The 22,018-nt window shown below is 62.6% G+C and carries 16 protein-coding genes; 9 read left to right on the forward strand and 7 right to left on the reverse strand.

What is annotated here, in order from left to right:
* Positions 1-54 precede the first annotated feature (54 nt).
* From ACOQPC_RS04240 to ACOQPC_RS04250, 3 genes are all read left to right on the forward strand, one after another.
* Complete coding sequence (locus tag ACOQPC_RS04240) at positions 55-432, forward strand: MbcA/ParS/Xre antitoxin family protein (RefSeq protein WP_420607416.1); 378 nt, start codon at positions 55-57, stop codon at positions 430-432.
* Entirely contained in the window at positions 404-1,135 is a 732-nt protein-coding gene (locus ACOQPC_RS04245; protein ID WP_420607417.1) for an RES family NAD+ phosphorylase, read from the forward strand. Before ACOQPC_RS04240 ends, ACOQPC_RS04245 begins: the two co-directional genes overlap by 29 nt.
* A 274-nt stretch (positions 1,136-1,409) precedes the next feature.
* On the forward strand, positions 1,410-2,351 hold the full coding sequence (locus tag ACOQPC_RS04250) for a DUF2493 domain-containing protein (protein ID WP_420607418.1): 942 nt from the start codon (positions 1,410-1,412) through the stop codon (positions 2,349-2,351).
* 83 nt (positions 2,352-2,434) lie between these two features.
* On the opposite strand, the gene ACOQPC_RS04255 is transcribed toward ACOQPC_RS04250, so the two are convergent.
* The 3 genes from ACOQPC_RS04255 to ACOQPC_RS04265 are packed head-to-tail and all read right to left on the reverse strand — an operon-like array spanning position 2,435 to position 7,885.
* The gene (locus ACOQPC_RS04255) at positions 2,435-5,863 is read right to left on the reverse strand and encodes an error-prone DNA polymerase (RefSeq protein ID WP_420607419.1); all 3,429 of its coding nucleotides are present in this window, start codon (positions 5,861-5,863) and stop codon (positions 2,435-2,437) included.
* Complete coding sequence (locus ACOQPC_RS04260) at positions 5,863-7,383, reverse strand: DUF6504 family protein (RefSeq protein ID WP_420607420.1); 1,521 nt, start codon at positions 7,381-7,383, stop codon at positions 5,863-5,865. Before ACOQPC_RS04260 ends, ACOQPC_RS04255 begins: the two co-directional genes overlap by 1 nt.
* The gene (locus ACOQPC_RS04265; protein ID WP_420607421.1) at positions 7,331-7,885 is read right to left on the reverse strand and encodes an ImuA family protein; all 555 of its coding nucleotides are present in this window, start codon (positions 7,883-7,885) and stop codon (positions 7,331-7,333) included. The genes ACOQPC_RS04260 and ACOQPC_RS04265 overlap by 53 nt, the downstream gene beginning before the upstream one ends.
* Positions 7,886-7,994: 109 nt before the next feature.
* Here ACOQPC_RS04265 and ACOQPC_RS04270 point away from each other — a divergent pair, with 109 nt between their 5' ends.
* Positions 7,995-8,705, forward strand: coding sequence for an SOS response-associated peptidase (locus ACOQPC_RS04270; RefSeq protein ID WP_420607422.1), 711 nt, complete (start codon positions 7,995-7,997; stop codon positions 8,703-8,705).
* A 127-nt stretch (positions 8,706-8,832) separates the two neighbouring features.
* Here the strand turns inward: ACOQPC_RS04270 and ACOQPC_RS04275 are convergent, their stop codons facing one another.
* Entirely contained in the window at positions 8,833-10,218 is a 1,386-nt protein-coding gene (locus ACOQPC_RS04275) for a hypothetical protein (RefSeq protein ID WP_420607423.1), read from the reverse strand.
* 170 nt (positions 10,219-10,388) lie between these two features.
* On the opposite strand from ACOQPC_RS04275, the gene ACOQPC_RS04280 reads away from it, so the two are divergent.
* The gene (locus tag ACOQPC_RS04280; protein ID WP_420607424.1) at positions 10,389-11,393 is read left to right on the forward strand and encodes a hypothetical protein; all 1,005 of its coding nucleotides are present in this window, start codon (positions 10,389-10,391) and stop codon (positions 11,391-11,393) included.
* 608 nt (positions 11,394-12,001) lie between these two features.
* Complete coding sequence (locus ACOQPC_RS04285; RefSeq protein ID WP_420607425.1) at positions 12,002-13,237, forward strand: DUF4238 domain-containing protein; 1,236 nt, start codon at positions 12,002-12,004, stop codon at positions 13,235-13,237.
* Between the two features lie 22 nt (positions 13,238-13,259).
* On the opposite strand, the gene ACOQPC_RS04290 is transcribed toward ACOQPC_RS04285, so the two are convergent.
* Positions 13,260-13,850 carry a hypothetical protein gene (locus ACOQPC_RS04290; RefSeq protein ID WP_420607426.1) on the reverse strand — a complete coding sequence of 197 codons (591 nt, stop codon included), beginning with the start codon at positions 13,848-13,850 and terminating at the stop codon, positions 13,260-13,262.
* Between the two features lie 146 nt (positions 13,851-13,996).
* Between ACOQPC_RS04290 and ACOQPC_RS04295 the strand changes: the two genes are divergently transcribed.
* From ACOQPC_RS04295 to ACOQPC_RS04305, 3 genes are all read left to right on the forward strand, one after another.
* Positions 13,997-14,509: a hypothetical protein gene (locus ACOQPC_RS04295; protein WP_420607427.1), complete on the forward strand. Its 513-nt coding sequence runs from the start codon at positions 13,997-13,999 to the stop codon at positions 14,507-14,509.
* 95 nt (positions 14,510-14,604) lie between these two features.
* Positions 14,605-15,294 (forward strand): hypothetical protein, encoded by a 690-nt coding sequence (locus ACOQPC_RS04300; protein ID WP_420607428.1) that lies wholly within the window; start codon positions 14,605-14,607, stop codon positions 15,292-15,294.
* Positions 15,287-16,099, forward strand: coding sequence for a hypothetical protein (locus tag ACOQPC_RS04305; RefSeq protein WP_420607429.1), 813 nt, complete (start codon positions 15,287-15,289; stop codon positions 16,097-16,099). Before ACOQPC_RS04300 ends, ACOQPC_RS04305 begins: the two co-directional genes overlap by 8 nt.
* A gap of 483 nt (positions 16,100-16,582) precedes the next feature.
* Here ACOQPC_RS04305 and ACOQPC_RS04310 read toward each other — a convergent pair whose 3' ends face one another.
* Together ACOQPC_RS04310 and ACOQPC_RS04315 are read right to left on the reverse strand one after the other, a co-directional pair.
* Positions 16,583-18,424, reverse strand: coding sequence for a phospholipase D-like domain-containing protein (locus ACOQPC_RS04310; protein WP_420607430.1), 1,842 nt, complete (start codon positions 18,422-18,424; stop codon positions 16,583-16,585).
* Positions 18,373-21,969: a DEAD/DEAH box helicase gene (locus ACOQPC_RS04315; RefSeq protein WP_420607431.1), complete on the reverse strand. Its 3,597-nt coding sequence runs from the start codon at positions 21,967-21,969 to the stop codon at positions 18,373-18,375. The genes ACOQPC_RS04310 and ACOQPC_RS04315 overlap by 52 nt, the downstream gene beginning before the upstream one ends.
* Positions 21,970-22,018: the final 49 nt, after the last annotated feature.

Below are 22,018 nucleotides of genomic sequence, written 5' to 3' on the forward strand. Positions count from 1 at the left end.
TTTGCTGTTCATTTGCATGAATATTCTATATATCATCCAATTGAAAGGATAGTCATGGCCACGATACCTAGCGAAGCGCGTGCCGACGACAGCCGGATCCTGACGACCGCCATTGGCAGGATCGCCGAATATTGGGGACTGAGCAATGCCAAGCTCGGGGCCATACTCGGCCTGTCGGCCGCGACGGTCTCGCGCCTGCGTTCCGGGAAAACTGGGCTCGATATGGCTTCCAAATCCTTCGAGGCGGGCCAGTTTCTTTTGCGGCTGTTCCGCGGCCTCGATGCGCTGCTGGGCAGCGATGACGAGGCGGCGCGTTCCTGGCTTGCCGCGCGCAATCTCGATCTCGACGCCAAGCCGATCGATCTGATCGAAAGCTTCAAGGGCCTCATGACGGTTTGCGACTGTGTGGACGCCCACCGCGCTCGCGTCTGAGCTACGCCGGTATCGCAAGGCCGTCTGGCGGGTGGTCGAAGCGCAGCACCACATCTCGACCAACCGGCTGGCGGACGATCTCGCCGATCAGGCCCGACTCGAACAGCTGGCCGAGGAGGCCAAGCCCGATTTGCCCAAAGCGGCCCGCGAGCCCCATTATCTCCTTGGTTCGCCATTTCGCTACGGTCACAAGATCGCCAGTCGCTTTCGCAAGGCCCATGAGCGGCCCGGCATATTTTATGCGAGCGAGACCGAAGCCACCGCCATCGCCGAGACGGCCTATTGGCGGCTGCGCTTTTATAGCCGCTCACCGGATTTCGCGCCCGGTAATCGCACCAGCGAGCATCTCAGCTTTCATGTCGAAGTTTCCGTCTTACGTGCGCTCGATCTGACCCGGCCGCCGTTCGATGCGCGGGGGGCTGACTGGATGCACCCGGCCGACTATTCAGCCTGCCAGGAAATTGCCTCGACCGCGCGAGAAGCGGACGTCCAGCTGATCCGCTCGCGTTCGGTGCGCGATCCTGCGGGTGAGTATAATGCCGCATTGCTTGATCCGACAGCCTTTGCGACCGCTAACCCGGTGCTCGGTCAGACTTGGCACTTCCGGCTCGAACAGGGACGTCTCAATGCCATCGCGGCATTTCCGGGCGGCGGCGTTTATGCCTTTACGCCCCAAGAATTTGGCCTGCCCGGCTTGGGATGATCCGTCCGGGCTTATTGCCTCACGTTTGACGCAGCCGAGCAGGGGCTAGTCTCGCGCCAGCTTTTGCCGTCAGTAGGGGCCCTGGGCCGACCCGGGGGCAGCCGCAACCTGCAAAGACTGCGGCCCGTGTGACCCGCGCCAGCCTTGTCTTTGAGGTTTCCCGCCCTGCGGGCGGTGCGGCTACCCCCTTGTTGCCGGCCCCTTGGGCTCCTGTCGGCAAGCGCTGGCGAGCGGACGGACCGCTCACGCTTACCGCGTCAGGAGGCATGAACCCATGTACGATAATTTTACGCAAGCGCTGGCAGGCCTCGATCTTGCCGGACTTACCATCAAGGCGGCGCCGTTCGGACCCGCCGATTTCCCTTGCGAGGACGCGATCGACCAGACGCTTGCCGGTGTGTGGTCGGACCTGTTTGCGCTGTTCACTGATACCGCGCTGGAAGCCGACGCCGAGAACGTCGCCTGGGGCTTTGTCAATCTCTTCCACCGCGCCGCGCAGCGCAAATCCAACGATCTCGACCGCGCCAGCGATGAAATCCGCGTGCTTCTCGCCAGCGCCGATGGTTCGGAGGTGCACAGTTCCAATCTCGAAGAGCAGACCGAACGGGCGCAGGCCGCCGAAGCCAGCATGATCGCGTTCGAAGGCATGCGCGAAACCGCCGCGTCGCTCTATCTCCACGAGACCGGATCGTCTTGGAAGCCCTATTCCAGCTCCAGGGTGAAGCACGGTGCCAAGCTCAGCTCGGCCGTCATCGATGGACGCGAGTTCCTGCGTGCGCGCCGTGAACGTCGGCAGGCTGCGCATATCCCCGATGGCACGCCGGTGGTGTTCGCCGGTGGCCGCGGCACGCAAGCCAGCGCTGAAGAGGCCAAGACTTTTGCCGAGAACATCTGGACCACGCTCGACAAGGTTCATGGCAATGTTCCAGACATGGTGCTTGTCCATGGCGGCGATACCAAGGGTGCCGATCGTCTGGCAGCCTCGTGGGCCGAACGTCGCGGAATCCAGCAACTGGCATTTTCGCTCAACCGAAGCCTTGGTGCGCGGGCCGGGTTCAAACGCAACGAGCAGATGCTGTCGCTCAGCCCGCGTTATGTGGTCGCATTTTCTGGCACTGGCGTTCTGGAACGGCTCGTCATCGAGGCCAAGGCTCGGCGGATTACCGTGGTCGATCGCCGCGGCTCGCTCGGAACTCGTCCGAAGTCGTCCGGCTGAGGGCGGCTTGAGGCTGCTTCGCGCCCCAATTTCGGCCGTTCACGAAATTGCCGCCTTTCCCCAAAATCGGTCATTCTTCTTGCTCAATGAAAATCCCGCGACCGAGGAATAATCTTCGCGTCGCGCGGATGACCGCCTCGCATTGCTGGAAGCGTAGCCGATTCTGATGTCAGCTTGGACGGAAGCGGACTGTTCACATGATCTGCCCTAGCGACCGATGCTGTAAAGCTGTCTTCGGACAACTCCGCAAGCGTGTGGCTGGCATCGACAATGCTAGTCGCGATCACATGCGTAACCTCGTCATCGAACTCCAGCCGCCCGCGAACTTCCATCAGCCGGGCTGCCATGACGGTCTTGCGGTATTTCTCCATCATATCGGGCCAGATGACGAGGTTGATGACGCCGCTCTCATCCTCCAGTGTGATGAAGCACACGCCTTTGGCGCTGCCGGGCCGCTGGCGGATCAGCACGATGCCAGCCACGTCGATCATTGATCCATTTTTGCATTGGCGCAGGTTCGACGCCGGGATGAACCGCCGCGCGGCCAGATCGGCGCGCAGAAATGCCATCGGATGCGCTTTTAGCGATAGCCGCATGGTCTGATAATCGGCCACCACATGCTCGCTCAAAGGCATGTCCGGGAGCGTAAAAGGATTTGCCTCACGGCCCTCGTCCCGCGCTTCAGCGGCCGCGAACAGCGGCAGGTCCGGCAATCCCTTGACGCTGCGTGCGTCCCAAAGTGCCTGCCTCCGGTCCAAAGCAATCGAGCGAAAGGCATCGGCGGCCGCCAGCTTTTCGATAACAGCCGGAGACAGCAGCGCACGGTGCTTGAGAGATGCCACGTCTCTGAACGGACCGCCGTGATCCCGCGCAGCAATCAATCGCGCCGCCGCTGCTTCTGCGAATCCATCGATCTGCCGGAACCCGAGGCGCACGCTGAACCCATTGTCCTCCAGCAGATTGTTCCACCCGCTCTCGTTCACATCGACAGAGCGAACGGTGACGCCATGCTCTCTCGCATCCCGGACAATCTGCGCAGGCGCGTAAAATCCCATTGGCTGCGAGTTCAGGAGCGCCGCGCAGAACGCCGCCGGATAATGGCATTTCAGCCAGCTCGATACATAGACCAAATGGGCAAAGCTGGCGGCATGGCTCTCAGGAAAACCGTATTCGCCAAAGCCCTTGATCTGGTTGAAGCAGCGCTCCGAAAATTCCGGATCATAGCCGCGCGCAATCATCCGCCCGACCATCATGTCCTGCAGCGCATCGACCATGCCGCGCGATCGAAAGGTCGCCATGGCCTTGCGGAGCCGGTTGGCCTCCAGCGCGGTGAACTTGGCCGCGTCGAGCGCGATCTTCATCGCCTGTTCCTGAAAGATCGGCACGCCAAGGGTCCGTTGCAGAATGGAGGACAGCTCGTCGGGCGGGCCATGCTCCGGCGCAGGGCGCGGTATCTCCACCGCTTCCTCGCCGCGCCGGCGCTTGAGATAGGGATGCACCATATCACCCTGGATCGGTCCGGGCCGGACGATGGCGACCTGGATGACGAGATCGTAAAACTCGCGTGGCTTCAGACGCGGCAACATGTTCATCTGCGCGCGGCTTTCGACCTGGAACACGCCGAGGCTGTCTCCCTTGCGCAGCATGGCATAGGTGTCCGCATCCTCGCGCGGCACCGTCGCCAGGGTCAGCGTCCGGCCATGATGATCTTGCAGCAGATCGAGGCATTTGCGGATGCAGGTCAGCATGCCGAGCGCCAGCACGTCGATCTTCAAGATGCCCAGCGCGTCAATATCGTCCTTGTCCCATTCGATAAAACTGCGCTCGGGCATGGCGCCGTTGCCGATCGGCACGGTTTCGGTGAGCGCGCCCTGCGTTAGAATGAAGCCGCCGACATGCTGGGAGAGATGGCGCGGCATGCCGATCATCTGATCAGTCAGCGCCAGCACACGGCGCAAATAGGGATCGCTGAGCTGCATGCCGGTCTCGGCGACATTCTTTTCGCTGATCTCGCGGCCATGACTGCCCCAAACCGTCTTCGCCAGCGCGCTGGTGACGTCCTCTGACAGCCCCATGGCCTTGCCGACTTCCCGTATCGCCATGCGCGGGCGATAATGGATGACGGTGGCGCAGAGCCCGGCGCGGTCGCGCCCGTAGCGCCGGTAGATATATTGGATCACTTCCTCGCGCCGCTCATGCTCGAAATCGACATCGATATCGGGCGGCTCTTTGCGCTCTTCCGAAATGAACCGGTCGAACAACAAGGCGTGCTGCGCTGGATCGACCGAGGTGATCTCCAGACAATAGCAGACCGCGCTGTTGGCGGCCGAACCGCGGCCTTGACATAGGATCGGCGGATCCTGGTTGCGCGCGAAATCGACGATGTCCTTGATGGTCAGAAAATAGCGCGCCAGATCGAGCTTTTCGATCAATGCCAGTTCGCGCGCGACGGTCTTGCGAACCTCCTCAGGCATGCCTTCGGGATAGCGGCTGTGACCGCCTTTCCAGCTGAGCTCGACAAGCTGCTGCTGCGCCGTCTTTCCCTGCGGCACGATCTCTTCGGGATATTCATAGCGCAGTTCGTCGAGCGAAAAGGCGCAGGCATCGGCGACGGTGCGGGTGGCAGCAATCGCGTGCGGCCAATCGGCGAACAGGCGCATCATCTCGTCCGGGGCCTTGAGATAGCGCTCACCATTGGCCTTCAGGTGAGGCGCGGCCTTGGCGAGCGTCGTCTTGTTGCGGATGCACGTCATGACATCGTGCAGCGGGCGACGCTCCGGTGCATGATAGCGCACATCGTTGGTCGCCAATATACCGAGCCCGTTGGTGCGCGCGATATTGTTGAGGCGATTGATCCGCGATACGTCGTCACCGCGATAGAGATGGCTGACGGCAACATGACCCAGGCGTGGCAGGGCTGCTACGAGCGACGGTAGAAACTGTTCGAATGTCAGGTGGTCGCTGGACGATACCAGCTTCAGATGAGCGCCGCCGTCCGCCGCAGCCGCTATCGGCACCGGATATCGAGTCCGGTCCAGATCATTGGGTGGTATGACAATAAGCTGGATGCCGTCCTGTTCAGCGGCCAGCATCGCCAGCGTCAGATGGCATTCCCCCTTTTTCTGCCACTGCCGATCCAGCGTTTGCATCTTGCCGTCCGAAAGCAGGCGAGAGAGCCGCCCATAAGCCACGCGGTCTTTGGGATAGGCCAGAAAGGAAGGCGCATCGACAAGATCCAGCCGCGTGCCGATTACAGGCTGCAGCATCGCCTCCTTGGCTTCGGTGTGCATTCGCACCACGCCCGCCAAGCTGTTGCGATCGGTAATGCCGATGGCGTGATAGCCCAGCGCATAGGCCTGCAGCGCCAGATCGATCGGTTCGGAAGCGCCGCGCAAAAAAGAAAAGCAGCTGGTCACGCCCAGTTCGACATAGGCCACGGGCGGATTGGCGGTAAAATCGCCGCCGATGCGCGCCAGCGTGCGCTTGTCGGGCGTGAGGGCACCTTCTTGCATCAGGGAAACATCCCGTGCAGATACCAGTCCGGCGCGCCGCCGCGGCCATCGCCTGCTACACCGTCCCGGTAAATCCAGTAGCGGCGCCCGGCCTCGTCCTCGATCCGGTAATAATCGCGTAGACGGACCTTACTGCGCTCCTTCCACCATTCGGGCGCGATGCGTTCCGGCCCCTCGCTGCGCGCGATGTTATGGTTCTGGCCACGCCAGCGAAACCGGCGGGGCATGCCCTCGGGTGTTGCGTAGACCACGGCGATCCGCTCGGCGCGCTCCAGCAGCTTCAGCGGGCGCAAATAGAACTGCATTTCGCCCTGATCCGGTCCGACCGACGCTGCCGCCGACGCAAACCGAAAGGAGCGTTCGGGAATATGGCTGCCGTTACCCAAGGGCCTTTGAACGGCATCCGGACCAAGCCGAGCGCAAATCCGATCCAGCATTTGCGGCAGGCTGCTACCTTGGACCAGAGGCTCATCGTGCAGATCGGCTTGCGACATGCTAAGCGGCTGAACCCAAGTGGATATCATATCGACCTGATCGATTCCGAACCCGGCCTGCACATCATCCAGCTTCGACGCGAACAGGCGGCAGATATGCGATGCGTCGCGCACCGCCTCGGCCAATTCCAGATGGCGCACCGCGACCTCGCCATCGATGCGATAGGCCCGCAGTTCCAGACGGCGCGTTCCCAGCCGTTTCGCCTCGAGCTCGCCCACCATGTCATGCGCCAGATCGCGCATGATCTGATCCAGCAGGCTGCGGTGCAAGATGGGTTCGAGTAACCTGCGCGAAACCCGTGGCGGGTCTTCGCGGTGGAGCGGGACCATAGGTTCGGGAACCCGGCCCAGCAGTTGGTCCAGCCGAATCAACGGGTTGGTTTGCGGATTGCGGTGATCGCGAAACCGCCGCGCAAGATTCTGCCGCGGCACGCGCTGCAAATCCCCGATACGCTTCAACCCCAAGCGTCTGAGCAAGGTCGATATGGCAGGCTCCAGCCGCAAGGCGGCAACCGGCAGTGGTCCCAGACTAAGCAGCGGATCGTCATGGTCCGCAATCGAATAGAGATCGCCATAATGAGATAGCGCCCAGGCAGCGCCTGCCGTCGCTGCCATCGCAGGGCGCGCGCGAAATCCGCGCCGCTCGCAATGCTGCGCGATCTCGCACAGCACAGCCTTGGGTCCGCCGCGCAAATGGCTTGCTCCGGTCACATCGAGCAGCATCGCATCCGCGCTGTCCATCATGCTCCATGGCCCCCAGCGCTGGGTCCACAAAGTGAGGCGCTCCAGCATCTTCCGGTCACCAGCCAAATCTGCTGGCATGGTGTTTATGTCCGGGTGCAGTGCCCGCGCATCGACCAAGCGCTGGCCGACCTGTGCGCCCGCATGCCGTGCCGCCTCATTGACCGCTGTGATGCGCGGGCCGTGCGCGCTTTCAACCGTCAGAACGGTGGCGAGCTCGGCAATCGCTAACTCAACCTGCCTCTGCCAGCGGTCGATCGCCAGAAACGGCAGCCAGATCGACACGATCTCTCGCTGCGGTGATGGAAAGCTGGCTTTTGTCACGGGCCAATGTCCAACGCGAAGGCTGATATAACCGCGAACGGAACAGCTCGGCCTGCCAGGCCGGTGCGCCGGGAGCTTTCGGATTGGTCGAGGGAGTTTGTGAGGTTGCCGCCATAATGTCCCAGCGCATGCGCGCAGCGCTGAGCGATCGCGTGGCATCGGTGCGCAGCAGATAGAGCGGCACCCCATGCGCCTCGCTGGCAACCGCCAGGCGCCGTGACTGGGTGAAGCCCAGCGCCTTGGGATCGCCCGAAATCTCGCCGATGACAAAGCCGAGCTCCGGGCATCTCAACCCCTCCTCCAACGCGAACAGCACGTCCTCGACCTTGTCGGCGGTGACATAATGACATTGATGGCGCAGACCGTTTGGAAGGCCGTGGAAATAGGGCAGCCCGCCAAGCTTGCGTGATTGCCGATCCTGCACCCACAGCCACGGACGCCCAGGTCCATGACGCTCTGCCATTGCGAGCGCAAAACCGCCGCCGCTGGCATCATCCGCGCTGCAGAAAATTTCCGTCTTTGTGGGTGCATGATCGGCATCGGGGGTCCATGAATTTGTCACCGACCGGCGCATGCTCATCATCTGCGAAGCTCGGAATGTGCTATTTCCCATGGGTTCGCGATATGCCTTTGCCGAATCGGTGTTCCTATTATGTTCCTCCTTGAAGCATCATTTTGCAAGCTCGGAAAAATCGCCGGAGACAAATATGTGCAATCTGTATCGCATGACCGCGACGGTGGACGAGATGAGGGATCTGTTTGGCAGCTTCACAGGCGACCGGACCAACCTTGAACCGCGCGATGAAATCTACCCGGATCAAACGGCCCCAGTCGTTAGGGCCGAAGATGGCGGGCTTACGCTCGAGGAAATGATGTGGGGCATACCCGGCTGGAGCGAGAAGCAGCGGCCCATCACCAATGTGCGCAATCTGAAAAGCGGCTTCTGGAAACCGATGCTGTCAAACCCGCAAGCCAAAGTCTTGGTGCCCGTGTCGCAATTTTGCGAATGGACCGGGCAGAAGGGCGCCAAACGCAAGGTCTGGTTCAAGATGAAAAACGAGCCGCTGTTCGCGTTCGCAGGATTGTGCAGGCGGACCCCGGACGGCATGCGATATGCCTTTCTTACCACCGAGCCGAATGCGCTGGTTGCTCCTGTTCATCCGAAGGCTATGCCGGTGATCATTGCAAAATCGCATTATGAGAACTGGCTCAGTTCAGATTATGAAAATGCCGTCAAGCTTGCGAAACCATATGATGCCGATGCCATGGCGATTGCGGAATAAGAGAAGCAAAAATGTCACATTAGCGTTTAGACGGCTCATTAATGGCTCCTGTGCGCCCTTATCTCGGCCAATCAACTGCGAAGTCACTGACCCCGAAAGCGGACGCGACCGGCCGTTGTGACCACGCTTAGATCCCAAGTGTTCCGCGCAAGTAGGCGACCAGTGCGGTCGCGCCGGCATCGACCAGCTTGTCGCCAGTCTTCTTAGCCGCGCCGAACGCGAATGCCTTGAGTTTTGCCTTGGCGGAGAGGCGCCGCTCTGCCGTCGTCGAAGGGTCCTCAAGCTCATAGACCGCGGACTTCAGATTGGGCGCCTGGTTGCCGCCCGTTTTCTCGATGAGCCTGATCATCTCTATCGCGCCTTGGCTGAGGTTGATTGTCCCCGAAATCTCCTGCGCCACAATGCCCTGCACCTGCTGGATGATCTGCGGCCGGATGTTAACGGTAAGCGCGCCAGGGGCGGAGGGCGACGGCGTAGCCGCGAAGCCGAGCGATCCAATCATCGAGGAGTCGTCAGGTAGGATCAGAGACACCGCCGATTGCAGGGCTGCGAGGTCGCTTGTCGGCAATATCTCGGATAGTTCGTCCTCCAAGCGGTGGCGGATGCGGAGCATCGTCTTTTCGCGTTCTTGTCGCATGTCGATCGAGATGCGGCGCAGCTGCCTGGTGTAGCGCTCCACCACCTCGCCGGCATTGCCCTTCGTGGCGCCCATCGCGACGAGCTGCCGCTCGGCGCCGTCCGGATCGCGGATGCACAGATCCATCATCCGCGAGAAGGTCTCTACCTGCTCCGAAACCTCTTTTGACGTCACCGCCTCACCGCCCGAGAACTCGTAGATTGTTCCCGTCGCGGTGGAGCGGCTGGTCTGATTGACCTCAATGTTCGCGGTCTCAGTCAGGTAGTCCCGGAAAAGGCGGAGTATGGCCTCAGTCTCGGCCGCCCAGATCCTCCCCTTCGGCACGTAGAAGCGGAAGAGCACGTTGCTCTGTTGCTCCCCGATGAAGTTGCTCGCGAGGACGTTGATCTCCACATTCCGCAAATAGGGCACCACGTTGATCTCGTACCGTGCGATGAGGTCGTTGACCAATTCGGCGCACTCGGCGCTAATCGGCTGGAAGTAGTCGTCGCCGAACCAGTCGTCGTGTTCGGCGTCTTTCACGTCGTCCGCCGAATCCGCGTCCGCTCGGGAGGCGTTCCACTGCGCATCATTGTAGAAGCTCTCGTGGACAAACACGATGTGGGGATGCTGCGCGATGCCCGCAAACAGCTCTTCTCGCACGTCCGCGTATTCGTCGAGGGCCATGCGCTCCATTGCGCGGGTGTTGAGTTTGACCAAGACACCAACGATGTCGCCGCCATGGAGTAGAGCGATAATCGATTGCCAGTTGGGAACGCGGGATTCGAGCCGCTTCTTGTGATAGGGGATGTCGGCGACCGCAAGTTGGCTCGCAGCGCCGCCAGCATCCGAGTCTCCTATGAAGAGGAAGTGCTTGGGTTCGGTCTCTTCCGTCATCGCGTCATTATGGCGATTGACCGACGATTATGACAGGGCGATTGCTCCAAGCTCGCTCGAACTAATGACGGGCCGTTCAAATCGCGAATGGCCAGGTGACTTCTGGGCACTACATAGAGGATGAAGAAAATGGTGGTCGGTCCTGTGCAATCTTTCTGGTGACAGTCTCGGTGGCCACGATGCGCGGCCGGCTGGGCATATTGGAGGCAAGGCGAGCGGAGTTCGACCGGCGGCGTCAGGCTGCGGGCGGCAGCCTGCCACTGGGCGACTCGTGGAGGTTCGAGTATGTATCGAGCCCCTACCTGCTCGGCTGCCCGGACGATCGGCTGGCACTGCGTTTCCACGACGTGATGACTAATCTCACAGAGCTCGGCCATAACTCGCTGATAGCCCCTCCGCCCATCGACGAGCCGAACGAGTTTATGCGAAAGTTCACGCACCTGCTGGAGGAATATGGGGTCCGCGGGGGTCTACCGGTATGGAAACAAATCCCGCGACAGGAAGTCGATTATTTCGCCGACGGCGGACCGATCGCCGCCCGTATGTTCAAGGATTACGTGCCGCCAGCTGGACCCATCCTAGTGAAGTATGGTCGGCGCAAATTTCTGGAGCCAATGCTGCGCGAGGGGGTGATCCGCATCAGCCCGGCTGGATATTACGGCGACGCGAGCCACAGCGACGCCGTTAGGGACGACGAGGTCAGCCGGACGTTCTGCATACCGACTTGGCGCGAAAGGCTGGATGGGCGGACTTGCACCGAGATCCAGGGGCATCGTGTCGAATATCATAGAGACGACATTGTGCTTCCCTTGGTCGTGCCAAACTACCACCTCTACAGTCTGTGCGACCAGATCTACTATCGCATGCCGACCGACTTCGATGCCGATGCAGCCGTCGTGATACGCGATCCGATCAGGTTTAAGCAGCGTATGATCTCGGCCTTCCTCGCGCTGCACCCGGACAGCGAGCCGCTAGAGGGTCCCGTCATCTATTACGACCCTTACCTCGACTACACGAAGTTCAAGGTGCCCGAGATGGCGAAGCATTTCGGCTACGCTTATCAGCGCGAAGTGCGCATCGTATTCCGGCCGCGAAACCGTACGGCGCGACCGCTGGAGCCGGTGTTCGTGCGGATCGGGTCTATGGAGGACTACGCGGATCTGCTCTGGGCGTGAACTCACCCCGGAAACCGGCGAACAGTCAACCGGCAACCCAGATCCGTGCGTATAGTGACGCATGAACCAAAGACCGCTTCAGGCAGGCATTTCGGCGGTTGTGATTGGTCTGAGCGGTTTGACCAGCAAGGGAAAGCCGATGTCCGCTTCGCGCCATCTGGCGTTGAGAAGCTGCCAATCCTCTTACGGCCCACTTCCTGCTAGTCAGCAAAGCGCCCTAAATCCAGCCGTTCGACTGCATGTACGGCGATCCCGAAACCTGCCGTTCGTTCATTCTGTTTGAGGCGCGCGGCGGAACGGCCGCCTACGGGACTTTGCTGTCGCTCCGGCGCGGCGCCTCAAGCGGCAGGATTTGCCCGGAGCGGACAAGCAGTGGTCGTTCCTCTGGCATGACAGAACGAGATAGAGTGTGTGAGGGGGCCTTGACCGTCGGCTTTTGAGTCATTGGACGCTCAGGCAAGCCTCTAGGTAACCGACCCCGTCCGAAACCTCAGCAGCCACATCTAAGACAGCACACTGAACTGGCGATCCGTCTTGGCCGTCGAAGGACGACATACTATCTTCAAGCCGTGAAGAAGCCTTCCAAGCCCTCCAAAAAGCACCATTACGTGACCCAGGCGCAGTTGCGTCACTTCGCGCGCGACAACGGGCGCACCCAAATCCACGTCTTCGACAAGAGCACCAGCGCGAATTTCACCTCCTCGATCCTCAACGCGGGGTCGGAGAACGACTTCAACACGATCATCGAAGTTGGCGAACGGCTTAATTTCGAGGCGATGTTCGATAAGGTCGATTCCGCCGGAGCAGCTATCGTGGCCCAGATCGTCGAGCGGCGCTCATTGTCATGGATGCGCGAAGCGCAGGTGACGGCGCTGGCGGACCTCGGCGCGGTCCAGTTGCTGCGAACGAAGCTGGCACGCGAGACGCCGGGCGTGCTCGCCGAAGAGATGCGGGAGATTCTCGGGTCGTTCGGCGCCGATCTGACCGATCCTCAGTTTGCACCACCGACCGAGACCGATGCCAAACGCGGCACGATAGAAGCCTTCCTCAAACGCGCGAGACACCAGAATTCGTTTCTTCGGCTGATGCCTGGCTTGGTTGAGCCCGCAGGATTGGCGCGCTTCCTTATCTCGGATCATCCGGTGGTGTTCAGCAATCCCTTCCCCTATGGCGACCATGCGCTGCAGGCGCAGGGTGTCTTAGTGCATCTGCCGTTGAGCCCGACCCTGCTCCTGACTTGGCATTGCCCGACAGTCGTCGCACGGTTCGACCATCTGTTGTCCAACGAAGGCGAAGAAGACGCGGCACTTCGCGCTTATGGGCGCGGCCTGCATTCCGGCGAGCCGACCGCAATCAGCGACGATGAGGTCGATCGCTACAATGCGACGCAAATCGCGCAGTCCCGGCGGTTCCTGTTCTCGCACGCGCCGATTTTTGATCGGCTCGCGGCCCACCCAAGACCCAGCCAAAGGGAAGCGCTGGTCCATCTCGGCAAGATGGGAGAAGGCCCGCCGCCGCGTTCGCGTATGCCGGCCGGTTGGAATCTCGTGATTCATGGGCAGCGCGACCATTGCCTGCTTCATCTCGAAGAGATCGATGAGGCCGGCGAAGGGATCACGGCACGAACGAGCGATCTCGCATTGCTCGATAGTGCGGCCGGAGACGCGCGTCTCGACTATGTCAAGCTATATGACGGCCCGCAGCAGCTGCGCCATCTTGGCCAGGTAACGCTAGAGAAGCTGGCCGATCGCGGACCTGGCTGGTTCAGGGCAGTGCATTTTGATGAGTCTCTTCGGGCATTCGCCCGCCAGATCGACGGGCCACGCAGCAACAAGCCGGGCTGAGAAACAAACGCGGCGCTGGCCCCTATAGGCCGAACTTCTGCATGGCGCCGCCTGCATTCGCGAGGACCTGATCCGACGTCAGAACATAGCGCGGCAGATAGAGCAGGCCCGTCTCGCGTGCACGGGAATTAGTCAAGGCAATCATTCCAACATGCTCACCAAACGCGGACAGCACTCGGCGCGCCAGCGGTGCCCGACAATGGCCTTGGCGGGCGGTCCGGCCCAGCGAGATGTCGACGATGTAGTTGTCGAGCAAGATCCAGCAATGGCCATCCCAGTCGGCGCCATTCTCCGAGAAGACTCGCCTCCCATCGACGGCGCGATGGCTTCCGTACATATATTCTCCGTCAAGCTTGAGCGCGCCGGCCACCACGGGAACCACCGTGCCCAGTGGCTCTTCCAGCGTCGCTGCCAGCAGGGCGCTCATGATGACGCAGCTGCTACCTTCAGGACGCACGACGGTCAGCATTTCCTGGCTCATCTCATTGAAGATGCCCCAGGCCCCGTCATCAAGCTTATAGTCGCGAAATTGCTGCATCGCCTCGCGCGAATGGGACACTTCGATCAGCGCCAATAGCGGCTTGGGCCAGCTCCCGTTTTTGTTACGAGCCATGCGTTTTCCTTTGAGCTGGAACAATGCGTGCGGCCAACATAGGAAGTAGATGCGCCTATGACACGGGGCGTGTCCGCCGGCACGACTTTATATCTGCTGGATCATCTTGCTGGGGGCCTGAAGCAGTGGCAATTCTCGACTCGCGCGTGCTCGAATTGATCGAGACCTTGGTGGCGGCACGGCTGGATTGGCTGGCCTTCGAGCTGATCGAGGGCATTCGGCTTGGCCGCACAGCTGAGGAATCGGAAGAGGTGCTTGCAGCCGCCCGGCAGTCGATCCGGAGTGATGCTAAACCCAAGTCCCGCGGCGAGCCGCAGGTGTTTCTGGCGGAGCCCCAACCGATACCGGCGGGGGAGCAGGTGGAATGGGCGGCGGCCTATGTCGAGGAGCGGCTGGAGACCGCGCTGGAGCAGCTGCAGGCATCCATCGACGCGCTCGACTTCATTGTCGAGTCCACCAACGAGCCGGGGGGCCCCCAAGACCTAACGCAAGCGGCATCCGCCAAAACCGAGCAGGGCACGGCATTGGTCTTGCTTGATGTCGAAGGCGCCCGCAAAAGCAGTCGCGAGGATGTCGCTGGTGCCCGCAACGAATTTCCCGCTTTGCGGGCGGCGCTGGCGGAGTGGACCACGCGCGCGCGCGGTCAGGCGACGATATGATGCCGGCCGTCCAAACCGCGCTAGACACGATCTTAGGCCGGGTCGCCACCCTCGAACACGCCTCCGGCGCCGGGCGAATCTTCGAACTATTCGTGATGACCAGTATCGCCCGCGGCTTGCGCGACGCCGGCTTCAGCGTGTGGCTCCAGCGATCGGACGGGACGATCATCCGCTCCGGCGACGCCGACCGGCGTTTCATTCAGCGCGGCGGCGCGCCGACCGGCGTTCCTGCGAGCTCGGCGGGGCCCGGCAATGCCAGCGTGATCGGCTTTCGCTGGGGCCGGCGCAGTAAATGGGAGATATGGAACGGCATCCAGTTCGCTGGCCGCAGCGCGGCGACGCATGAGATCGACATCTCGATCGTGCCCGGCAGTGTCGCGACCGAGATTCGCAAGGCGGGCGGAATTCCAGTGGGGCGCCCGCGCGTGGCGATCGAATGCAAGGATGTCGGCACAGCCGGCAGCCTCGATGAGATGCGCGCCTTCATCGCCCGGCTCTACGATGTCACGCTGCTCCACGCGCATCATCGCCACATGCACTTTCCCGACGCGCGAGCGCTGCATCCCGGCAGTCCGAACGAGCCGAAACACCGGGCCATCGTGACCTATTGGCAGGAAAACCGACGCACCAAGAACATTATCGCGCGCCGCACGGGGTTCACCGGCGGGACTGCGCCGCTCGGCGACTATCATCGGATTGAGCCGCACCGCGACATCACCGTCGGGAGCAGCACGGTCGATGATCTGGTGTGGTCGGTGGTCAGCTGGGCGCGTCGCAATGCCTGAGCCGGACCAGTTTACGCGCAAGCGGTCCGAAGACGTGATCCGGCTCTACACCGCATATCGGCACGAGTTCGACCATAGCGCGATCGGCGGGCGCTTCATGCCTTATCACTGGTGGACGTTACCCGACCCGCTCGGCGGCATCTGGATGCCCTATTCCAACATGCTGTCCGACTACGCTTCGGAGCTGGCGAACATCATCAACGACTTGACCCATGACGTGCATCGGCTGCGTGCATGGGCGCGTGTCACGGCCCCGCTCTCCGACCAAGAGAAGCTGGCTGCCTCGCACGAGTTCATCGACACGCTGGGGACGGTGGCGCTCGGGCGGCCCTATGCGATTAAGTCGCGCTTCGCCTATGCGGCGGGCCATCTTTGTCACCAGGCTAATATGGCGAAGGATCTGCAAGGATGGCGTGACGAATTCCCGACCGAACGCGCGCTCTATCTGAATAATATCGACCCGATCTGCAGGAGGTGGCGACGTTTCCGGTCGTTTAAGCGACATGTCGAGCCCATCGCTGGCACGGCGTTCAAGGAAGCCACCCAGGACTTCCGCAACGCCTACAATCATCGGTTCTCGGCCCGCTTTCTAATCGGGAAGGGCGCGATGGTTACACGCACTGTCTGCGCGGACGGACACATCTGCTATGGTGTCGGCGGCCGCGACCCTCTCAATCTCGATCAGGTTGCGGACTTGCTCGCCGTTGAGCGCGACCATTGCTATCTCGCCTTCACGGCATTCCAGTCACTTGTCGAGGAGCACGCAGGGACGATCATGTCGTTTGAGTCTGAGCGCGAGAGGTAGGGTCCGCCATGAACAACTCGCGGCTCTATAATTTCGTCGGCCCCGCTCTCGCCCCGGCCTCCACCGACAACCGAGACTACTAGGACGGGCTGCCTATCCTCCAATCTAACAGGGCGCGATCGTCAGCTTCCTTTGACGCCGGACGTTCACGGGGATTGGAATGGATGACTGGCTTTGGGTCGCAAGCCGCCATGCACCGTTGCCGTCCGGCGACGGCAGCTTTCATGCGGCGCTCGCCCGAAAGCCGCCAGTCCGCTCACGGCCCACTTCCTGCTAGTCAGCAAAGCGCCCCAAAGTCGGCCGTTCGCCTCCCTGTCCCCCATTCCCGATAGGCGACTTTCGTTCATGTGGGTCGAAGGGGAGGAGAAATGGAGAGCGGCCAGTCCGCTTTCGGCGGCGATCACTTAGCGCGAATGTTTCTGCGGGTCGACGAGCGCTGACTACGCCCCGGATCGTCGTAGCTGGGGCTTGCTCGACTGACCGCTAAGGACGGCCATCAGTTATTTGACCCTCTTCCCCCGCCACCGTGTCCTTTTGGATCATTTCCGGATGAATGTGCTGCAGGATCTCGACGGCGTGACGCGCGATACCCGCGAACCGGATCCTGACGCCGACATCTCCTTCGGGCAGGTCGGGATCGCTTGAGGCGGAGGCCCAGTTAAGGCTGGTAACGGTAAGGTCGTCGTCGTCCACCGCCACAAACTTACCATGAAGGGGTATGGTCTTGGTTTTGATGAGGCGGACCCCGTTCGCGGCGGCCTCCTCGGCGAGCTTGCGAGCGTGTCGATTCTTCAGCGGCCCGGACGGGATCGAGTACAGGAGTGTGACCTCGACTTGGGCGCGCTGCGCCGCGGCCTCGCCCTGCATCACGACGCCCGGGCGGGCCGTCGATCCCAGTCGGTTGCTGCCGATCACGAGGCGGTCCCTCGCCTGGCCGCTCACCTCGCGCATGGCGGAGTCGTGGCCGTCGCCGACCACCAGCGTGATCTCGGCGAGGCCGGGCCGGGCTGGCATCTTCCGGAGGTCCCGCGACAGGATGCCCATTTCGTTGGCTATGTCGTCGGCGAGGCCGCGGCGGCCGACAAGGCGCTGGAGGATAACGGCGACGTCCGCGACGACGGCGGGATCGCGCAGGACGACCGTGACCTCGGTCGAACGAAACGGCGATGAAAGCCAGTTGCACGACCCGACAGCAGCCAGCCAGTCTCCTTCCGCCGTGTCGACGAGTAGGAGCTTGGCGTGGGAGCGGGTGCTGGTCATATGCAACCGGAATTTGCCGGCGAGATCCCGGTCGCCCCGGATGGTCTTGGCGATCTCCACAGCAGCGGCTGTGTTTCGCGTCTCGACCTCGTCGATGGTCTCGGCCCCCCACATCAGGTCGAACACCACGCCGCGGGCGCATGCTGCCCTGATCTCCGGGAGCAGGTCCTTGAACCGGTTGTGGTCAAGGAAGGTTGAATGAATGATCGCGCGACTCTGGGCGCGCGCCATAATGCCCCTGAGGCATTCGAGTTGGTTTGATCCGCCGATGACAAGATCGGCGGGATCGAAATGGCACTGATGCACGGCGAGTTCGGGCGTCGCCTCCTCGGAAGGACCGGCGTAGCCAATGGGAATCTGCGAATTCGGCACGGTTCGGGACGCGACGTCATCGATGATAGCGCGGAAGGCTTGCGAGGCGCCCTCCGGCACGTTGCGGGGAACCCCATCTACCACTCGGATCACCATAAACTCCTGTCGGAGCGAGGCGGTCCGGCCGTCAACTAGCGCGACCTGCTCCTCCCAGCCCCTCGCCGCGATCTGGGAGAGCTTCGCGAGCATGGCTTCGTTGGAGACCGGAGGCCCGCCCCGGACGACGAGAACCCGGATGTCGGGGTCCGTCTCCTGCTTGAGCGCGAACTCGGATCTCACCCGCACCTGTCCGGACGGGAAAAAGCTGCCGGTAGCACGCTCTATGACGAAACTGACGCGACGCAGCTCGCGCTTGGGGAAGAACGGCAGCGGTCGGCCGCTCTCGACGATCTCGCGGCCGTACGCGCTCGTCTGGAACTTGGCGCTGTTGTCCTTGACTGTCAGCTCGACCAGCCGGAACCTCATCATCCTCGCGATGGACGCGACGACGATCTGACGCGGGAGGTTGGATTCGGCCGAGAGCTGCGCGATCGAGCGTGGCTTCGCCGCGGTGGCCCAGAGCAGCATCTCGTCAAAGATGCTCCAGGCGCGTCCGCGATCAATCCCGACTTTGCAGGACAGGCGGAAGACGGGGATCGCGATCAGCACGACGTCGACCCCGACAACTTCGCGGCCTCGATCGAGGCCGCGCAATGCGTCCCGTCCGGCCGCCGCTCCTTTTTGAGCTGGTCGATCGTGTCGACGATTGCGTCGATGAAGGAAAGGTCGTGGTTGCCAGCGTCGGGGTTGACGCCCCGCACCGCCTCGATGAGGAAGGATGGGCTTCCGACGATCACCAGTTTCGACTTCGCGCGGCTGAGCGCGACGTTCATCCGTCTTCGGTCGCGCAGGAAGCCGAGCGCCCGCGCGCCGCTGCCGGCGTTGTTCCGTACGAGCGAGAGAATCACGAGGTCGGCCTCGTTGCCCTGGAAGCCGTCAACGGTGCCGACCCATCCGCCGTCCTGCATTGCGGACGCGAAGCCCGCTAAATGCGAAAGAGCACCGGCCCTGGTCTCGACCTCGATGCGCTGTGCCAGCTTCTCTACCTGCGCCGAGTAGAAGGAGAGTACCGCCAGGGTGGGGCGGTCGCCGCCCTCGCGGGCGCGCACGTGTCGCAGGACGTCGATCACCGCCTGCACCTCGCCCGGGTTATGCCACCTCGGGTTCCCTTGTTCGACGTGGGCCCGGTCGCCGGTTGCGCTGACGTGCTTAAACTCGACCGCGACGACGGGGGAGGGCGGCAGGGGCGCGAGCACGTCGAAAGGCGGTGGCCGCGTGAGCGCCTCCTCCGTACGGCCGGGCGTGGTCGTAAGCCTGTCGTCGTAGAAGGCCCTTGAGACAATCCGCGCGATTGCGGGATCCATGCGGCGTTGGGACGTGAGCGTGGAGGAGATCGGCCGGTGTCCTGGATTCAGACGCGCTCGGCGCTCATCCTCCTCGACGAACGTGCGGAAGGGCTCGAATAGCCGCAGCGCGGTATCCGCGATGTCGCGCAGTGTGTCCGGGTCACCGGCCAGCGCCTCCAACTCGGCAATCTCCCCGTCCCGCATAAGGGGGCCGACGTACTGGTCCGCCATCTCGATCGCCTGGACCATGGCGCTGTGGTCGCGGAGGAGCGCCACGAGTCGGTCCGCCTCGAAGGGCGGCAGCTGGTGGTGGTCGCCGATCATCAGGCGCCGCCCGGAAAGCATCAGCGCACCCACCAGCTCGGGGCCGGTCGCCTTCGCGGCCTCCTCGACGATGACCCAGTCAAACTGCTCGCTCGCCTCCACGAGCCGTTCGACGTCGGCAGAGTTGGCGGTCGAGATGACGATATTAGCCGCGTCGAGGATGAGGCTCGACAGAGCGTTGAGAGCGACCCTGTCGTCCTTCTCAACGGCGTCCTTCGAGCGTGCGAGCCGTCCCGACGCCGTGGCCAAGGCGTTCACCCGGTCCCGGAGGACTGGAGGCGCATCGCGCGACAATTCGCTCTCGGAGAGCAGGGCGAGGTAGTCCCGGCCCTTTTTGTGCAGATCCTCGTCGCTCGTCGACCGGCGGTCCGGGGTCGTCGAGCGAACTACGATGACGTCGTCCTGACCGCCGGTCGCGAGGGTCTTCCTGATGGCGCCTTGTAGATGGTCGAGCGCGTCATGGCCCTGCGCGGTGACGAGGAGCCGCGAAGACCGGTCGCCCTCGAAGCGCCGCCGCACCACCTCGGTCGCGAGACGGGTTTTGCCGACGCCCGGTGGCCCTACGACATTGTAGGACGGAGACGTCGACCAGACGCCGATCAGCGCCTGCTGCTTCGGGGGGTCGAGGTCCAAGAAATGCTCGTCCTTCTGCCCAGCCTCGTCGATGGTCTCTCGGCTGGATCGTCGGACCCGCCAAGGATCGTCCAGCATTTCCGATAGGTCGACGCGGGTCGAGAGCGCCTTGATGTTTTTCAGCCTCCTGGTGATGGCGTTCTCCGTGCCGGTGTCGCGCTCGGGTCGCAGGAAGAGCTGGGATCCCCGTGGCGGCTCGTCGTCGACTTCGAACCTGAGCGCGTGTCGGCCCTTGTGCTGGACGACGTCTAGGAACGTGGCAAGCACGTCGTTCTGGCGGCCCGAGCCGAGACTGGCGGCAAGCGATAGCCGCCATTTCGCGTCTGCGTCGCGCTGGTCGTCCTCGAACAGTCGTCGGAGCGCCCGCTCGGTCTCGGTTAGGCGCAGTTTGGCGGCCACGCGATCCCGCTCGTTCTTGGGTTCCGCGCGTAGCACGGCGAATCTGCGTCCCTGGTCCCGTTCGACGTGGAGGACCTCGACCGGATAGATTTCCAGTGCCTTGATGACGGACTCGACGATCTGCACTAGGAGGAGCGCTTGGCGCACCCGGTCGACGCGCCCCGATGGAGCCGATGAGGTGCCCGGCTCGGCGAAGCCGGTCCAGACGAGTGCGTCGGGCCCAAGCCGTGCCCTGAGCTCAGTGGCGTGTTTGACGGATGTCGCGATCTCGACCGGTTGCCCCAGTTCGTGTTCGTCCTGGTCGCCGATGCGGAGGGTCTCGCCGCGCGGCGCGACGTGGGAGCAGACCGCCACGTCCCACGCGGCGACGCCGTCGCTCCACATCGGGGTGAGATCGTACACTATCGTCGCCGACACGAGCTGCAGCTTGCCGGTCGTGGGGTCGAACGCACGGGGTACGAGCAGCGTGGCGCCGCGGTCGAGGTCGGCCCGCACCCAATCTAGCTGCCTCCTGTACTCGTCGTTCGGTATGTCGCCGCCGGTTATGTCGTAGACGACGTCCCCCAGCCTCGATTTTTGCGAGAACATGAGGACGAACGTTCCGGCCCTCGACGACCCCGCGCGTCCAGCTTCCACGACGACGTCATCGATCGCCCTTGCGATCGAGCCTGCCTCGAGATTGTCCAGGCGCGTCGGCGCCACCAACCTTTTCAGGAGCGCCCGCTCGGAATTCGACATCGAGACGAGGTGGCCCCCGGGCGTCGCCGGCGCGATCTCGCCGGAACTCCTGACCGCGACCTCGAGGCACTGCGCCGCTAGCCGTCCGAACGAGCGCCAGTCCTCCGCGAAGGAATACCGGTCCGACCGGACGGCCTCCGCTTTGGCGTTGAGGCGAGCATGCGCCCGATCAGCCTTGTCTGCAGAGAGCCATAGGCTCCATTCGAATCCAGTTAGCTGGAAGTCTGGGGCCTCCGCGCCCTCCGTCATCACGGCGTCGGCGTCGATGTGGCCGTGGACGAGGCCCTGGGCGTGGACGATCCCCATTGCGATGGCGATCCGACGCATGTTTTGCCAGAAGATAACCCTAGCGCGCGGCCCGCCGATGTTCTTGAGCCAGTGCTGCCGCGGCACGCGGCGGAGCTTGGCGGACAGCGGCTGTCCAGCATGTTCGAGGAGAACGCCGAACTCCTCCTCGTCCTCGACGAACTCCAAGATGTCCACGATGACCTCGCGCGCTCCCGCGTAGGACATCACCCGCTGGACCTGCCGCATCTCGTGCAACCAGAGCTGCCTGAGGTCCTCGTCCGCCGACGTGCCAGTCTTTGCCCAAAGCTTGAGGTTGCGATCCTGCCCGGTCCTCGCGTCCGAAACCTCGAACTGGGCGGAACGAAGCGCTTTGCGGTCGCCTGGGGATACGGCGTCGCCGAGGAAGGTGAAGCGCTCGGAAAGGGGCGGAAGGCGCCTTCCCCTCCGTTTCGGCGTCTTATGCTTCGCCACGCTTTATTGGGGTCCGGTCGGGTTCATCTGTCCATAATTACGTCCCGAT

It is taken from the genome of Novosphingopyxis sp., from assembly GCF_965218915.1.
Taxonomy (GTDB): Bacteria; Pseudomonadota; Alphaproteobacteria; order Sphingomonadales; family Sphingomonadaceae; genus Novosphingopyxis.